The organism is Ancylobacter sp. Lp-2 (assembly GCF_020523795.1).
GTDB lineage: Bacteria > Pseudomonadota > Alphaproteobacteria > Rhizobiales > Xanthobacteraceae > Ancylobacter.
Genome location: NZ_JAJALI010000019.1, coordinates 1 through 15,159, shown reverse-complemented (window position 1 = coordinate 15,159; position 15,159 = coordinate 1). Strand labels below are relative to the sequence as shown.

The window sequence follows — 15,159 nt, the reverse complement described above, 5'->3', positions numbered from 1 at the left end:
CCGGCACGCATGCCGGCGCCCCCGGTGACCAGCACCCCGGTCTCTCTCATGCCACGGCCTCCCTCGCCATCGGCAGCCGGACCAGCTCGTCGCGGAAATAGGCGATGGTGCGAGCCAGCCCCTCCTCCAGACCGACATTGGGCAGCCAGTCGAGCAGGCGCACCGCCTGGCCGATGTCGGGGCAGCGGCGGCGCGGGTCGTCGACCGGCAACGGCCGGTAGATGATCTGCGACCGCGATCCGGTCATGCGGCGAACGATGGCGGCGAAGTCGTTGATGGTGCGCTCGTCGGGATTGCCGATATTGACCGGCCCGGCCACGGCGTCCGGCGTCGCCATGAGGCGGATGAGCGCCTCCACCGTCTCGTCGACATAGCAGAAGGACCGCGTCTGCGAGCCGTCGCCATAAACCGTCATGTCGGTGCCGGACAGCGCCTGCACGATCAGGTTGGAGGTGACCCGCCCGTCATCCGTGCTCATGCGCGGACCATAGGTGTTGAAGATGCGGGCGATCTTGATCCGCGTCCCCAGAATGCGCGCATGGTCGAAGAACAGACTTTCCGCGCAGCGCTTGCCCTCGTCGTAGCAGGCTCGCGGGCCGATCGGGTCCACGTGCCCCCAATAGGTTTCCGGCTGCGGACTGACCTCGGGATCACCATAGATCTCGGAGGTCGACGCCTGCAGGATCTTGGCGTTCTGCTCCGTCGCCAGCTCGAGCAGGTTCCGCGCGCCGAGCACGCTGGTCATCGTGGTGTGGATGGGCGCGGCCGAATAGGCCGGCGGCGAAGCCGGGCATGCGAGGTTGTAGATTTCGTCCACTTCGAGGGGGACGGGGATGGGCTCCACGACATCGTGCAGCAGCAGCGAAAACCGAGGATTGCCGATCAGATGTTCGATATTTTGCCGCCTGCCGGTCGAGAGGTTGTCGAGGCAAACAACATGGGCCCCTCGCTCGATGAGCCGATCGCACAAATGGGAACCGACAAATCCGGCTCCACCGGTGACCAGGACCCGGAGGCTCCGGCGCGGCGCGCCACCACGGGTCATACGGGCATGCGTCATCGCTCTTTGCATGGGTGCAGAACCTTCGATCTCGCAGTGATGGTGAATGGCGAATGGCGGAATAATTCGAGCGATATCAGTTGCTTGGCGACATCAGCCGATAGCTGCCCCGTCCCTCCGGACCGAGGATTGCCCGACCATGCCTCTCGCCTCGAAAGACTGACGCGGATCGCTTTCCGACGGGAACTGGTACTCCAAGGTCTTGTCGAGTTTCACTCTCAACGTCCGCCCCAGGCTCAATCTGCGGATGCAACCTTACGGCAAGCTTACAATGTGAACAAATTAGTATGAATTTCAAATTTTTTTAGCGTGAAAATATATCGCCATTCGTATGTACCGTAGCCGGCCACCGCGGGCATTTGGAATGCCAGGAAAACCGGCATTGTCCTCGGCGGTCGGCGAGCTGAAATGCCGGCTGATATCGTGACCCGTCTCGGCTCGATGTCGAGCAAGCGGCCCGCGGTCGATGTCGAAGCGACGGCGCGCGCCAGAACTGTGCCCCATCGTCCCGCCGACACGCCCGTGCCGGAGCGGCCACAGCGCGGCTAGTGCACCTCGTCCATCAGATAGCCGATGCCACGCAGCGTCTGAATGCCCGAACTCGCGCCCGCGCCCGCCAGCTTGCGCCGGAGACGATGCATCAGCACCTCCACGGCATTAGATTCGATATCGTCGTCGAAACCGTAGAGGGACTGCTCGATGACTTCCTTGGTGAGTACGCGACCAGCCCGGCGCATGAACAGCTCCAGCAGTCGGAGTTCGCGCCGGGACAGCGCAAGCGGCGTATCGGCCACCGTCACCCGGAAGTCGGCCGTGTTGAAATCGACATTGCCGATGGTGAGATGAGCGCCGAGGGCATGGTTCGGCCGACGGAGCAGCGCCCGCAGCCGCGCCACCAACTCTTCGAGGTGAAACGGCTTCGCCACATAATCGTCAGCCCCCTCCTCCAGCCCACGGACGCGATCGGCCGGGCTGTTCCGCGCGCTCAGGATGAGGACGGGAACGGCGAATCCGTTGGCCCGACGCCGCTTGAGCAGATCGAGGCCATCGCCGTCCGGCAGTCCCAGATCGAGCACGACGATGTCATAGCGTCCGGCGGCGAGGGCCGCCTCGGCATGGGCGATGCTCGCGACGTGATCGACCACGAAGCCCACCGGGTTCAAGGCGGCTCCCAGTAACCTTGCAAGTTCGCAGTCGTCCTCAACGAGCAACAGGCGCATCGCGAGCCCCCAATAGCCGTAAGCAGCCTACATGACCTGACGTAGGGGCGTCGAACCCTCGCTCCCACGGCCGGCCAACGGCCCGGCGGTATTTTTATGCCATAAACAAGATGACGGGTCGCCGGATACAGTCGCGGTCCGGGGCCTGCGCTCAACCTCAGATTAGGACAGATCGGCCATGCGCTGACCGCATGCCCGCATAGGTTGACGCAACGATTTCAAGGCGATCGGCCCCACCGTGGCAGATTGGTGACAGGCGGGTGGGCACCTCATGCGTCCGACCTTAGAAGCAGGCGAAATTGAAAAGAAATTTTGCTAGCTATGTGAAAGAAAGTCGTTCGAGAAGCGGGCATAGACTCGCAAGAACATATACATGACCATCGGTAACCTCATGCACGTGATTTCGCGGCTTCACTTCGCACTGGATTTCGACGGAACCATCTGCCCCATCGACACCACCGACTTCCTGCTAGAGAGCTTCGCCGAGCCGGAATGGCGCGGCATCGAAGATCGCTGGCAGGCGGGAGAGATTTCGTCGCGCGAATGCCTCGCCGCGCAGGTCGCGCTGATCCGCGCCAGCGAGGAAGAGGTGCGCCGCGCGCTCTCCACCATCACGCTCGATCCCGACGTGCCGCGTTTCGTGGCCGCGGCACGCCGCTACGGCGCCGACGTCTCCGTGGTGTCGGACGGCTTCGATGTTTCCATCCTGCCCCTGCTGGCTGCCGCCGGCCTCGACCTGCCGGTGACCTGCAACCGCATGGCACCCGTTGGCGGCAATCGCTGGGCCGCGAGCTTCAGCAACGGCAATGAAGGCTGCGGCAGCGGCACCTGCAAATGCGCCGCCACCGACGGCAAGCGTCAACTGGTGTTGATCGGCGACGGGCGGTCCGATTTTTGCCTTGCTCGACGCGCTGACTTCGTTTTCGCGAAGGGAAGCCTAGCCGCCTACTGTGCCGAAGAGTCGTTGCCGCACCTGGCCGTCTCCGGCTTCGCCGACGTTCTTGCCTTCCTGCCCGTACTCATCTCGGAGATGAGCCCAACCCTGCCGGCTGCCACCGGAACTTCGTTCGAGGACCTCAATGCTTGACCGTAACCCGACCTCCAATCCGCTGGCGAGCGAGAACGACCGCGAACGGCTCTATGCTCTGGAAGCCGAATACTGCTCCTACGGAGATACAGTACACTACACGGAAGTGCCGAAGATCTTCGAGCGCTGCGAAGGTTCCTTCATCTATGACGACGAGGGACAGCAGTTCCTCGATCTGCAGATGTGGTACTCGGCCGTCAATTTCGGCTACGCCAATCCGCGGCTGAACGAGGCGCTGAAGCGCCAGATCGATCGCCTGCCGCAGGTCGCCAGCCAGTATCTCCACAAGGAGAAGATCGAGCTTGCCGCCGAGATCGCCATCGGCGCGAAGGAGCGCTTCGGCCAGAAGGGCCGCGTGCACTTCAACGTCGGCGGTGCGCAGGCGGTGGAAGACTCGCTGAAGATCGTGCGCAACGCCTCGAACGGGAAGAGCCTGATGTTCGCCTTCGAGGGCGGCTATCACGGCCGCACGCTGGGCGCCTCGGCGATCACCTCGTCCTATCGCTACCGCCGCCGCTACGGCCATTTCGGCGAGCGGGCGCAGTTCGTCGAGTTCCCCTATCACTTCCGCGGCCCGCGCGGCATGTCGAAGGAGGAGTATGGCGAGCTGTGCGTGAAGAAGTTCGAGCGCCTGTTCGAGAGCGAATATAACGGCGTGTGGGACCCCAAGGTCGGCCAGGCGGAATATGCCGCCTTCTATGTCGAGCCGATCCAGGGCACCGGCGGCTACGTCATCCCGCCGCCGAACTTCTTCCCCGAACTGAAGCGCGTGCTCGACAAGCACGGCATCCTGCTCGTCGTGGACGAGATCCAGATGGGTTTCTACCGCACCGGCAAATTGTGGTCGATCGAGCACTTCGGCGTCACGCCGGACGTGCTGGTGTTCGGCAAGGCGCTGACCAACGGGCTGAACCCGCTGTCCGGCATCTGGGCGCGCGAAGAGTTGATCAACCCGACCGTGTTCCCGGCCGGCTCGACGCACTCGACCTTCAACGCCAACCCGCTCGGCACCGCCGTGGCGCTCGAAGCCATGCGCATGATGCGCGAGGACGACTACGAGACCACCGTGCCGGCCAAGGGCGCCTACTTCCTCGACGGCCTGAAGGCGCTCAAGGAGAAGCACAAGATCGTCGGCGACGTCGACGGCCTCGGCCTCGCCCTGCGCATCGAGATCTGCGAGCCGCATGACAGCTACACGCCGTCGAAGAAGCTGGTCGACCTCATGGTCGACGAGGCTCTGAAGGGCGACCTCGTGCATGGCGGCGAGCGCTACGGCCTGGTGCTCGACATCGGGGGCTACCATAAGAACGTGATCACGGTGGCGCCGGCGCTGACGATTTCCTATGAGGAGATCGATCTCGCCCTCGCCCTGCTCGACCAGCTGTTCGAGCGGGTCACGCCCCGGTGACGCCGATGCGCATACGCTTGCTGGACACGGATGGCTCGCTTGCGGCCCAGCCTGGTCTGGTCGCGTCATGCGCACGCTCGGGCGGCGATGTCGTCGCCGCCCGCGACCTCGCCCCGCGCCTGCGACTGCTGGCCTCCGAGGAGGCGCTCGACGCCCTCGACGCCCGCCTCGGCCCGCCGGCGCCGGGCGACATCCATTTCATCGGTTCCGGCGACTTCCACCATCTGTCGCTGCTGCTGGTGAAGCGGCTGAAGCAGCCGGTCAGCATCATCCATTTCGACAACCATCCGGACTGGATCCGCTTTCCCTCCAGCATCAATTGCGGCTCCTGGGTGGCGCGGGCGCTCGAACTGCCGCAGGTGCTGCGCGTGGTCACGCTCGGCCCGGCGAGCGCCGACATCGAGGCCCCGCAGCTGCGGGGCGGCGCGGTCGGCGCGCTGCGCTCCGGCCGGCTGGAACTGCACCCCTGGTTCGACGGCGCGACCTTCTATGCCGGCCCCTCCTTCGAGAATGCCGGCGCGCGCGGCAAGGGCGGCCTCGCGCGCGACGGCCTGCGCTGGCATGGCCTCGCGCAGGACGACTGGGCCGGGCGCATCGCCGGCATCGCCGAGCGGCTGCCCGAGGCACCGGTCTGGGTCAGCCTCGACAAGGACGCGTTGACTTCCGCCGAGGCGGTGACCAATTGGGACCAGGGCCGCCTCAGCCTCGACGCGGTGCTGGAGGCGATCGACATCATCGCCGCCCGGCGACCGGTGATCGGCATGGATGTGTGCGGCGACTATTCGCCGGAAGGCTCGCTCGGGCTGGTGCGCTCGCTGCTCGCCCGGCTCGACCGCGACCAGCGCCCGGTGCCGTCCGATGCCGGCATCGCCGTCAACGAGGCAACCAACCTACGCATCCTCTCGGCGATGGAGGCGCTGCTGCAATGACGCTCGAACTCGTCGCGCTGTTCGCGCTTTCCGTCACCTGCGACATTCTCGGCCAGATCGCCTTCAAGCTGGGCGCGGACAATATCCCGACACCGGAAAAAGGCCGCTGGGGCGCCTTCGTCCGCTCGCTGGTGGCGACGCCCTGGCTGCTGGCTGGAATCGGTATATATGTAGCGGAATTCATTATATGGATCCGCATTCTAGCCCTGGTGCCACTCTCCATCGCCTTCCCGCTCGCCAGCCTGAACATTCTCGGCGTCCTGGCGGCGAGCCATCTGCTGCTCGGCGAGCGGCTGGGCCGGAACCATTGGGCGGGGGCGCTGCTGATCATGGCGGGTATCGTTCTCGTCGCCAGCGAATTGTGAGGAAGGCACGTGATGAAGGCCGTGGCCGATCATTCCATTCTCTATGAACGCGGTCCGGTCGGCGTGCTGCTCATCCACGGCCTTGGCGGCACTCCGGTCGAGATGCGCGACATTGCGCGCCGACTGGCGGCGGCCGGCTACACCGCCATGTGCTGCCAGCTGGCCGGCCATTGCGGCACCGAGGACGACCTGACCGCCACCGGCTTCGAGGACTGGTACGACAGCGCCGTCGACGCGTTGCACGAATTGGAGAAGCGCTGCTCGACCATTCTCGTCGGCGGCCTCTCCATGGGCGCGGTGCTGGCGGCGCTGGTAGCGGCGCGGCAGTCGCAGCGGGTGCGCGGCCTCGTCATGCTGGCGCCGACACTGACCTATGACGGCTGGTCGATCCCGAAATACAGCTTCCTGCTGCGGCTGTTCATCAACACGCCATTCGGCCGGCGCTACCGCTTCGAGGAGCGCGAGCCCTACGGGCTGAAGGACGAGCGCACCCGGGCGATGGTCGCCTATTCCATGCGCCACGGCAGCAGCGCCGAAGCCGGCCTGCTCGCCACCCCCGCCATGGCGCTGCGCGAGCTGTGGCGGCTCACCGCCAAGATCAAGCCGATGCTGCCGCTGATCCGCCAGCGCACCCTGGTGGTGCACGCTCGGCACGACGACATCGCCAGCCTCGACAATGCCATCACGTTGCAGCGCCGGCTCGGCGGCGTCGTCGACACCATGGTGCTGGAGGACAGCTACCATCTCGTCACCGTGGACCGGCAGCGGCACCTCGTCGGCGACCGGGTGGTGGAATTCGTCACCCGCATCGCCCGCGATGTCGAGGCCGAGCAGGCCGAGCCGACCGGCTGGGCGCGGCCGAGCGCCGCCAATGCCAATGCCACGACGGAAGCGGGCGCAACGCCGGGCGTGCGCGAACCCACCGACCTCGTTCCCGGCCTCGGATCGGCCGCGCTGGCCTCCGTCGGGGCGGGCCATGGCTCATGAGCCCCTGTCGCTCGGCCTGCCGGCCGGCGAAGGGCGTTCATCCAGGCAGACGGCGGCATCCCGGAACACCGGCATGACAGCTTCACCGACCGGAGCCGGCACGCCTGCCGGCCGGCAGGTGCGCCTCCATGCCGGCGTGGCCGATATCGCCCGGCAGGACTGGATGGCGTGCCGCCCGGACGATGCCGAGGGCTGGGACTATCTCGTTGCCTGCGAGACCGGCACTCCGCCCAGCTTCCGGCTGGCGGCGGCCAGCCTCTCGGATGCTGGCGGCCTGCTCGGTGCCCTGCCGCTGTTCACCGTCGGCTACCCACTCGACACCCCGTTCCAGGAGGAAAGCGCGGCACCGGCGGGCGGCTCGATCGCCGATCGGCTCGGCCGGCTGGCACGCTCCGGCGCGCGCGCCCTGCTGCGCGGCCAGGAATGGCGGCTGCTCGCCATCGGCTCGCCCTTCACCGAGAATTGCCCGGTGGTGCTGCGCCCGTCGCTCGGCACGCGGGAGCGCGATGCCGTGCTCACCGAGCTGCTGCGCGGCGTCGAGGCCGAGGCCCGGCGGCAGAAAGCCGGGCTGATCGCCGTCAAGGACCTCGACCCGCCGGAGATGGAGCGCGTCGGCCCCGCCTTGCGCGCCGCCGGCTATGTGCCGCTGGAAAGCCTGCCGCACGCGGTACTGGATCTCGCGGGCACCTCCACCATCGACGACTGGCTGGCGCGCCTCTCCTCCGCCACCCGCAAGGACCTGCGCCGCAAGCTGAAGCGCGCCGACCGCGTCACCGTCGAGTGGCGCCACTCCATCGCCGGGCTGGAGGAAGAGGTGCGCACCCTCTATGACGCGACGCGGGCGCAGAGCCATGTGCGCTATGGCGACTTCGAGGATCTGCCGGACGGCTATTTCGAGCACGTCGCAGCCGCCCAGCCCGAGCGCACGCTATTCGCCTTCTACCGGATCGGCGACCGGCTGGCGGCGTTCAATCTGCTGCTGCTCGAACCGGACCGGGTGATCGACAAATTCCTCGGCATGTCCTATCCGCTGGCCCGCGACCATGATCTCTACGCGGTGAGTTGGGCGGAAAACGTGAAGCTGTGTCAGCGTCTCGGCAAGCGCTTCCTGCAGACGGGGCAGACCGCCTTCGCCTCGAAGCTGCGCTATGGCAGCGGGCTGCGCCCCTCGACCATCATGGTGAAGCACCTCAATCCCGCCTTGCACGCGCTGGTGCGCCTCGCGGTGCCGTGGCTCGGCTTTCCGCGCTGGGATCCCGACCTCGTGGCGCACCACAAGCGGGAGCAGGCGTCATGATCGCCGCCTCGCTGCGCTTTCCCGTGCTGGTCGGGATCTATCTCTTGGTCGACACCGGCACGCAGATCGCCTTCGAGGCGACCTCGCGCGCCATTGGCGACATGCCGATCAGCCCGGCCTTCCTGCAGGCGGTGGCGCAGTCGCCGGCGAGCTGGGTGGCGGCGCTGCTCTATTTCGCCACCTACGCCTCGTGGATCCTGATCCTGAAATACTGCCCGCTCGGCAAGGCGTTCCCGCTGACGACGCTGAGCTATGTCACGGTGCCGCTGGCCAGCTGGCTGATCTTCGGCGAGGGGGTGGGGCTTGTGCCCGCGCTCGGAATCGCCCTCATTCTCGCCGGAGTCTGGCTGATCGGCCCCGAGGCCGAACAGAGCGAGGCCAAAACCGCCGAGCAGGCCAAACCTGCCGCGTCGACACCGTCCACGGGAGTGAAATCATGCGCCGACCTCTGATGCTGTCCGCCCTGGCGGCACTGTCCCTTCTCGTCGCCGCCCCCGCCGCCAAGGCCGCGCCGGAGGACATCGGCGGCGTGTGGCTGACCGATGACGGGCAAGGCGCCGTCGAGATCGCTCCGTGCGGCGGCGCGGTGTGTGGCCGCATCGTCTGGCTGAAGACGCCGACCATGGGCGGCCAGCCTCTGCGCGACGCGCGCAATCCTGAGACCTCGGCGCGCAACCGGCCGATCTGCGGCCTGCGCGTGCTCGGCGACCTGCAGGCCAAGGGCAACCGCTATGAGGGCGGCTGGATCTACGATCCCGAGACCGGCAGCCGCTACCGTCTGTCGGCCGAGCTCAGGAAGAACGGGCGGCTGGCGGTGATCGGCTTCGTCGGCCTCGAGGCGCTGGGCGAAACGATGGAGTGGACCCGCGCGCCGGCGAGCCTGGGCCGCTGCAGCTGACGGCATCGGCCGCAGGCACGGTCGGCGGGTGCCGGAGACGCTCCCGCCTGCTGGAAACCGGCGACCGGCGTCGGCCATCCCGGATGGCGCCGCGCGCCGGGTCGGCGTCTCCAGAGTTGCCATAGTCGCGCGTTAGGCTCTTGCGACTGAGTGGCCATCGGCGGGTGCCCCCGATGGCGGCGCAGGCGTTCGAGGAGCCAGAACGTCATGGAACGGCCCGCCCCGCATCCCCTACCCGAAGCTCTCGTCGAGCTGCACGCCGCGCAGCTCGCCGCGATGGACGAGTGGCGCAACGCCCAGGCGCGCGCTCTCGACCTGTTCGGCTACCAGCCGCACGAATGCCGCTACGACGTCATCGCCTCCGGACCGCATTGGCGGCTTCGCCGCTATGGCGGCACCACCGGCGGTCCGCCGCTGATGTTCGCGCCGGCGCCGATCAAGCGGCCTTATGTCTGGGACCTGACACCCCAGGTCAGTGCGGTGCGGTTCTGCCTCGACAGCGGCTTCGCCGTATATCTCGTCGAATGGCTGCCGCCGAGGACCGGCGACGCGCCGGCCGGTATCGCCCATTATGTGCTGGCACTGCTCACTGCCGCGCGCGCCATTGCTGCCGGACACGCCGGCGCGGTGCCGGTGATCGCCGGGCATTCGCTCGGCGGCACGCTGGCCGCCCTTGCCGGTGCGCTCGAGCCGCCACGTTTCGCCGGCCTGGTGCTGCTCGGCGCACCGCTGAGCTTCGATCCAGGCTCCAGCCCGTTCCGCGACGTCGTGGTGGCACAGAAATCCGAAACCCCGGAAGACGGCCCCGTGGCCGGCTCGCAGCTGTCGCAGGGCTGTGCCCTTCTGGCGCCGACCACCTTCGTCTGGGCGCGCTGGCTGGATGCGGCGCTGAGCCTCGCCGACCCGGCGGCGCTCGACATCCACCTGCATGTCGAGCGCTGGGCGCTGGACGAGGTGCCCCTGCCCGGCCGGCTGGTGCACGAGATCGTCCGCTGGCTCTATCGGGAAGACCGCTTCCGCCGCGGCCGCATCGAGCTCGGCGGGCGGCGGCTCGGGCCGCAGGAACTGCGCCTGCCCGTGCTCGCTTTGGTCAACCCGGCGGACGAGATCGGCCCGCGCGCCGCGATCGAACCCTTCTTTGCCCTCATGCCGACCGACGATGTCCGCATCCTCGAGCACCCGCCGGAGGTCGGTGTCGGCCTGCAGCATCTCGCCATCCTCGCCGGGCGGCGGGCACATGCGCAGACATGGCCGGAGATCGCCGCCTGGGTCCATGCCCATGCCGGAGGGATCAGGCCGGCACCTTCAGCCCGCCGGCACTGAGCTTGGCCCAGACGTCCTCGGCGGTGTCGGCGAACTCGAACAGCCCGCATTCGTCCTCGTCGATCATGCCGTTGTCGACCAGCGCGCGGAAATTGATCACCGAGCGCCAATAGGCCTCGTCGAACAGCACGATGCCGACCGGCTGCGTCTTGTCCGTCGCCCGCAGATTGAGGATCTCGAACAGCTCGTCGAGCGTGCCGAAGCCGCCGGGAAACACCACCAGCGCGCTGGCCCGCATGGCGAGATGCATCTTGCGCATCGCGAAATAGTGGAAGCGGAAGGTCAGCTGCGGGGTGGTGTAGGGATTGGGACCCTGCTCGTGCGGCAGGCTGATGTTGAAGCCGATGCTCGGTGCCGCCGCTTCGAACGCACCGCGGTTCGCCGCCTCCATCAGCCCCGGCCCGCCGCCGGTGGCGATCACATTGTCGCGCACGCCGCCATCGCCGAGCCCGAGCGCGCCGCCGCGCTCCGACGCGATGCGCCCGAAGGCCCGCGCCTGCTCGTAGAGAAAGGGCTGGCGTCCCGGCCCGTCCTGCCGCACCCGCGCCGAACCGAACACCACCACGGTGGAGCGGATGCGCCAGCGCCGCAGCTCTTCCTCGGCCTTGGCATATTCGAGCAGGAACCGCACGCCACGCATGGAATCGCCGAGCAGGAATTGCTGGTCGAGGGCGGGAAGCCGATAGCTCGGCAGCAAGGTCCGGTCGTCACTCACGTCGGTTTCTCTCCTCCGGCACCGACCGCACCATGATCGGCTCGGCGTCCGCGATGTGTTTGGTAGGCTGATTTGTCGGCGAATGCAGCACCGACCGCGCCGGCGGCCGGAATGGCACCGCACTCCATCCGGCCGATGCCGCGATGACGCCCTTTCCTCATGCGAGGGAGAGCCCTCTCCTGCCGGCATCGTGATCGGGATCCACCGGCCACGACACCAGCCGGCCTTGCCGCACCGCCGGCCGCGCCTACATGACCGCGCGGGCCGCGAATGGCCACCAGAGGTACCCGAACTATGCCGTCGCCTTTCCTGCGTTTCGACCCCGACACCGTCCAGCTTCTCGACAGGTGCATGACCCAGGCGCAACAGGTCGCCGCGGCGATGGAGGCAGGACCGATCGGCCCCGACATGCGCAACCGGCTGGCCTCGGCGCTGATCGAGGCCCTCCGTCATGGCGAGCAGGACGAGACTAATCTGGTGGAGTTCGCGCTGCGGGTGTTGCCGGCCTATCGGGAGCGGCGGGCGGGTACCTGAGCCGCCGGGTCCGACGGCAGCGCCGGGAGGCCGAGGCTGGCGTCGTCAAGCCGCCGGTCGACCAACCAACCGGCCGTGGAAGCGGGCGACCGGCTTATGTCAAGAATATGGCAGGGACGGAGGGGGCTTGGACCCCTCCGTCCAGCGGTTGCTCGATCAATACGGCCGCACGATCGACGAGATGAGGCCCGAGGCGATGCTGATCAGCAGATACTCGTTGTTCACCCGCACCCAGTTGTAGCCACGCGGCGGCGGGGCCAGGCGATAGCGCCCGTAGTCGCGCACCACATTGTGCCGATAGTTCGGAGGCAGCTGCTTGCCCCGCGACCACTGTGAATGTTGCGGGGCCGGCTTGCCGGCCTGCGGACGGTTCGGCTGGGGCTTGCTCGGCTGAGGCTTGCTCGACTGAGGACGGTTGGGTTGCGCCTGACCGGGCTTCTGCCCCTGCGACGCGTTCGGACGCGGCGGAGGCGGCGCATTCTGCGCAAGTGCCACAGAAGTGCCGAGCATCGACAGGATAGAGGCGATGACGATAGCGCGCTTCATAGGTTTATCTCCATTCTCTTCATGTTCGGCTTCGCCGTTCATACAGCAGAGAATGATGCTGGGGAGATGAACCACATATGAATATCTATCTAAATATTCTGTAATGATTTACGCTAGATAATATACAGCCACATAACGTGATAACTTTCGAAATTCTTCTCCTTCCTTCACGTTCATCGCTCCAGACGAAAGACCTATCGGCCTCGCGGCGCAAACGCATTAGGAGTGGCCGGCGAATGAAGGCGGCGCGGCCGCTGACTCCTCGGCGCTTTCGGCCCGCGGGAATGCCGCGCCATTGCGCCTCGCGAGGAACCGACATGATAGGCCCGATCGTCAATAGTTGCTGCATTCTGCTGGGAGGCGTGGCGGGCGCCGCCTTCGGCCGCTTCATCCCGGAACGGGTGCGGTTCGCCCTGCCCATGACGCTCGGCGCGGCCGCCATGGCCATGGGCGTCGTCCTGCTCGCCGGGGTGGCGCATCTGCCGGCGGTGGTTCTCGCGCTGCTCGCCGGTGCCATTATCGGCGAATTGATCAATATTGAGCGGCATCTCGGAAGTCTCGGCCACGCACTGCATCGGCTAATCGGCCGCTTCTCCCGCAAGCCCTCCAGCACGCCGCACGAGGCGTTCATCGACCAGTTCGTCGCCATCCTCGTGCTATTCTGCGCCAGCGGCACCGGCGTTTTCGGCGCGATGCACGAAGGCATGACCGGCGACCCGTCCATCCTGCTCGCCAAATCGGCGCTGGACCTGGTGTCGGCAATCATCTTCGCGACGTCGCTCGGCTATGCGGTGGCGCTCATCGCGGTGCCTCAGCTGCTCATCCAGCTGGCGCTGGCCTTCGGCGCCGTCTTCATCATGCCGATGACCGACAAGCTGATGAACGCCGACTTCTCCGCCGTCGGCGGCATCATCGTCTTCGTCACCGGATTCCGCATCTGCGGCATCAAGAGCTTTCCCGTCGCCAACATGTTGCCGGCGCTGGTGCTGGTTATGCCCGTCTCCGCCCTCTGGGCACGCTTCTTCTGACGCGGGGGGAACGACCGGCGGCGCCCGTCGGCTTCAGAGCACCGGCCCGAGCATGGCGATGGTGTTGTTCCATAGCCGGCGCCATCGGCTGTAGGCCTCGACATTGGCCACCATCACCGGCGGCGCGGCGTCGAGAAACACCTGCTGGCGTGCCCGCACCTCGCGGGTGAAGGCGGCATCGTGCAGCAATATGTTGTTCTCGGCGTTCAGTTCGAAGCTGCGACGATCGATGTTGGCGGAGCCGATCAGCGTCATCTCGCCGTCGAGAGTGAGCGTCTTGGCGTGCAGCAGGCCGCCGACATATTCACGGATCTCGACCCCTGCCTCCAGGAGTTCGCGATAATAGCTGCGGCTCGCCGCCGCCACGATCCAGGAATCGTTGCGCCGGGGAAACACGATGGTGGTCGCCACCCCGCGTCGGGCGCTGGCGCACAGAGCGGCCTGGATCGGCTCGTCCGGCACGTAATAGGGCGTGGTGATCACCAGTTCGCGCCGCGCCGCGCTCATCAACGCGACGAAGGTTTCCGGCATCGCCGAATAGCGCACGCCGGCGCCGGAACCGATCACCTGCGCGACGAAGCCCGAAAGCGGCGCCGGCAGCGGCTCGGCGAAAAGCGGGCTCAGGTCCTCGTCGGTCTGGGCCATCCAGTTGCTGGCAAACAGATGCTGGTTCTGCCGCACCACCGGCCCTTCGAACCGCGCCATCACGTCCACCCAGGGCGCGAACTCGGCCTTCACGGCGAAGGCGGCATCGGCGCAATTCTGGCTGCCGCAATAGGTGATCGCATTGTCGATCACCACGATCTTGCGGTGGTTGCGCATGTCGATCCGCCCCTTGAGCGGACGTAGCAGCGGATTACCCACCGGCAGCGCCGCCGCGAGCCTCACCCCGCTCGCCGCCATGTCGCGCCAATGCGCCGAGCGGATCAGCCCCCGCGAACCGAGATCATCCGCCATCGCCCGGCAGGTGACGCCGCGCGCTGCGGCGCGCCGCAGCGCCTCCACCACCTTGAGCCCGCTCTCATCGGCGAGCCAGATATAGAACAGCACATGCACGCTGTGCCGCGCGGCCTCGATATCCGCGACCATCGCCGCGATGGCGGCGGCGGAATCCGGCAGCAGCGTCGCCCGGTTGCCGGCGGCCGGCTGATAGCCGCTCACCGAGTGGCCGACCCGGAACAGCGGCACATAGCGCTCGGGCACCGCCGCTTCCGCCGAGGCGCCGGCCACCGCGGCGGCGGGCGGCAGGGCATCGAACGCCGCGCGCAGCCGCCCGACGCGCTCGCGCCCGAGATTGACCTCGCCGAACAGCACATAGGCGACCACGCCGACCACCGGCGCGAGGGCGATCACCAGCACCCAGGCGAAACGCGAGGACGGCTCGCGATGCGGGCGCAGCAGCGCACGCACCATGAAGGCGAGCTGGACTCCGGCCTGCGCGAAGAAGAGCAGCCAGGCGAGGACGGCAGAATCATGCATGATGGCGGTACGGTCGATGAAGGGGCGCGCACTGCATTAAATCATGTTCGCCGCCGCGCGGGCAGGCGGGAAACCTCGCAAGACCGGCGCGGCGCGCAGTCCCCGGCCGCTCGCCAACAACATTCTCCACATCGGCCGGCCACGCCCGCCAATGCCGCGGGCGCCGCCCGTCCTGTGCGGCCCGCCGTGGCGAGCCCGCTCAGGTAAAGAGGAAATTGCTGCTGGTGAGATCGGTCAGCTTGGCGTTCTGCAGCACGATGCCGTCATGGCCGTCCCAGATCAC

The 15,159-nt window shown here is 67.1% G+C and carries 17 protein-coding genes; 12 read left to right on the top strand and 5 right to left on the bottom strand.

What is annotated here, in order from left to right:
* Positions 1-46 precede the first annotated feature (46 nt).
* Together LGR54_RS25280 and LGR54_RS25275 are read right to left on the bottom strand one after the other, a co-directional pair.
* The gene (locus LGR54_RS25280) at positions 47-1,072 is read right to left on the bottom strand and encodes a UDP-glucuronic acid decarboxylase family protein (RefSeq protein ID WP_370638281.1); all 1,026 of its coding nucleotides are present in this window, start codon (positions 1,070-1,072) and stop codon (positions 47-49) included.
* A gap of 533 nt (positions 1,073-1,605) precedes the next feature.
* Positions 1,606-2,280, bottom strand: coding sequence for a response regulator transcription factor (locus LGR54_RS25275; protein WP_230364725.1), 675 nt, complete (start codon positions 2,278-2,280; stop codon positions 1,606-1,608).
* A 373-nt stretch (positions 2,281-2,653) separates the two neighbouring features.
* Between LGR54_RS25275 and LGR54_RS25270 the strand changes: the two genes are divergently transcribed.
* The 9 genes from LGR54_RS25270 to LGR54_RS25230 all read left to right on the top strand — a co-directional run bounded on the left by LGR54_RS25270 (position 2,654) and on the right by LGR54_RS25230 (position 10,574).
* Entirely contained in the window at positions 2,654-3,367 is a 714-nt protein-coding gene (locus LGR54_RS25270) for an HAD-IB family phosphatase (RefSeq protein ID WP_230364724.1), read from the top strand.
* Positions 3,360-4,775, top strand: a complete 1,416-nt coding sequence (locus LGR54_RS25265; RefSeq protein ID WP_230364723.1) for an aspartate aminotransferase family protein — start codon at positions 3,360-3,362, stop codon at positions 4,773-4,775. Before LGR54_RS25270 ends, LGR54_RS25265 begins: the two co-directional genes overlap by 8 nt.
* Before the next feature lie 5 nt (positions 4,776-4,780).
* Positions 4,781-5,704 (top strand): hypothetical protein, encoded by a 924-nt coding sequence (locus tag LGR54_RS25260; RefSeq protein ID WP_230364722.1) that lies wholly within the window; start codon positions 4,781-4,783, stop codon positions 5,702-5,704.
* Positions 5,701-6,069: an EamA family transporter gene (locus LGR54_RS25255; protein WP_230364721.1), complete on the top strand. Its 369-nt coding sequence runs from the start codon at positions 5,701-5,703 to the stop codon at positions 6,067-6,069. The genes LGR54_RS25260 and LGR54_RS25255 overlap by 4 nt, the downstream gene beginning before the upstream one ends.
* Before the next feature lie 12 nt (positions 6,070-6,081).
* On the top strand, positions 6,082-7,056 hold the full coding sequence (locus tag LGR54_RS25250) for a carboxylesterase (protein WP_230364743.1): 975 nt from the start codon (positions 6,082-6,084) through the stop codon (positions 7,054-7,056).
* A 73-nt stretch (positions 7,057-7,129) separates the two neighbouring features.
* Positions 7,130-8,353, top strand: coding sequence for a GNAT family N-acetyltransferase (locus tag LGR54_RS25245; RefSeq protein WP_230364720.1), 1,224 nt, complete (start codon positions 7,130-7,132; stop codon positions 8,351-8,353).
* The gene (locus LGR54_RS25240) at positions 8,350-8,805 is read left to right on the top strand and encodes an EamA family transporter (protein ID WP_230364719.1); all 456 of its coding nucleotides are present in this window, start codon (positions 8,350-8,352) and stop codon (positions 8,803-8,805) included. Before LGR54_RS25245 ends, LGR54_RS25240 begins: the two co-directional genes overlap by 4 nt.
* Positions 8,790-9,251, top strand: a complete 462-nt coding sequence (locus LGR54_RS25235) for a DUF2147 domain-containing protein (RefSeq protein WP_230364718.1) — start codon at positions 8,790-8,792, stop codon at positions 9,249-9,251. Before LGR54_RS25240 ends, LGR54_RS25235 begins: the two co-directional genes overlap by 16 nt.
* Positions 9,252-9,458: 207 nt before the next feature.
* Positions 9,459-10,574: an alpha/beta hydrolase gene (locus tag LGR54_RS25230; RefSeq protein WP_230364717.1), complete on the top strand. Its 1,116-nt coding sequence runs from the start codon at positions 9,459-9,461 to the stop codon at positions 10,572-10,574.
* On the opposite strand, the gene LGR54_RS25225 is transcribed toward LGR54_RS25230, so the two are convergent.
* The gene (locus LGR54_RS25225) at positions 10,543-11,214 is read right to left on the bottom strand and encodes an LOG family protein (RefSeq protein WP_230364742.1); all 672 of its coding nucleotides are present in this window, start codon (positions 11,212-11,214) and stop codon (positions 10,543-10,545) included. The two genes, LGR54_RS25230 and LGR54_RS25225, sit on opposite strands and share 32 nt — an antisense overlap.
* Before the next feature lie 369 nt (positions 11,215-11,583).
* Here LGR54_RS25225 and LGR54_RS25220 point away from each other — a divergent pair, with 369 nt between their 5' ends.
* Positions 11,584-11,823 carry a hypothetical protein gene (locus LGR54_RS25220; protein WP_230364716.1) on the top strand — a complete coding sequence of 80 codons (240 nt, stop codon included), beginning with the start codon at positions 11,584-11,586 and terminating at the stop codon, positions 11,821-11,823.
* A gap of 156 nt (positions 11,824-11,979) precedes the next feature.
* On the opposite strand, the gene LGR54_RS25215 is transcribed toward LGR54_RS25220, so the two are convergent.
* Positions 11,980-12,369: an RcnB family protein gene (locus LGR54_RS25215; RefSeq protein WP_230364715.1), complete on the bottom strand. Its 390-nt coding sequence runs from the start codon at positions 12,367-12,369 to the stop codon at positions 11,980-11,982.
* Between the two features lie 317 nt (positions 12,370-12,686).
* Between LGR54_RS25215 and LGR54_RS25210 the strand changes: the two genes are divergently transcribed.
* Positions 12,687-13,397: a DUF554 domain-containing protein gene (locus LGR54_RS25210; RefSeq protein ID WP_230364714.1), complete on the top strand. Its 711-nt coding sequence runs from the start codon at positions 12,687-12,689 to the stop codon at positions 13,395-13,397.
* 33 nt (positions 13,398-13,430) lie between these two features.
* Here LGR54_RS25210 and cls read toward each other — a convergent pair whose 3' ends face one another.
* Positions 13,431-14,876 (bottom strand): cardiolipin synthase, encoded by a 1,446-nt coding sequence (gene cls, locus LGR54_RS25205; protein ID WP_230364713.1) that lies wholly within the window; start codon positions 14,874-14,876, stop codon positions 13,431-13,433.
* A 43-nt stretch (positions 14,877-14,919) separates the two neighbouring features.
* Between cls and LGR54_RS25200 the strand changes: the two genes are divergently transcribed.
* Positions 14,920-15,159, top strand: a 240-nt coding sequence (locus LGR54_RS25200; protein WP_230364712.1) for a hypothetical protein, incomplete at its 3' end; no start/stop codon positions are given.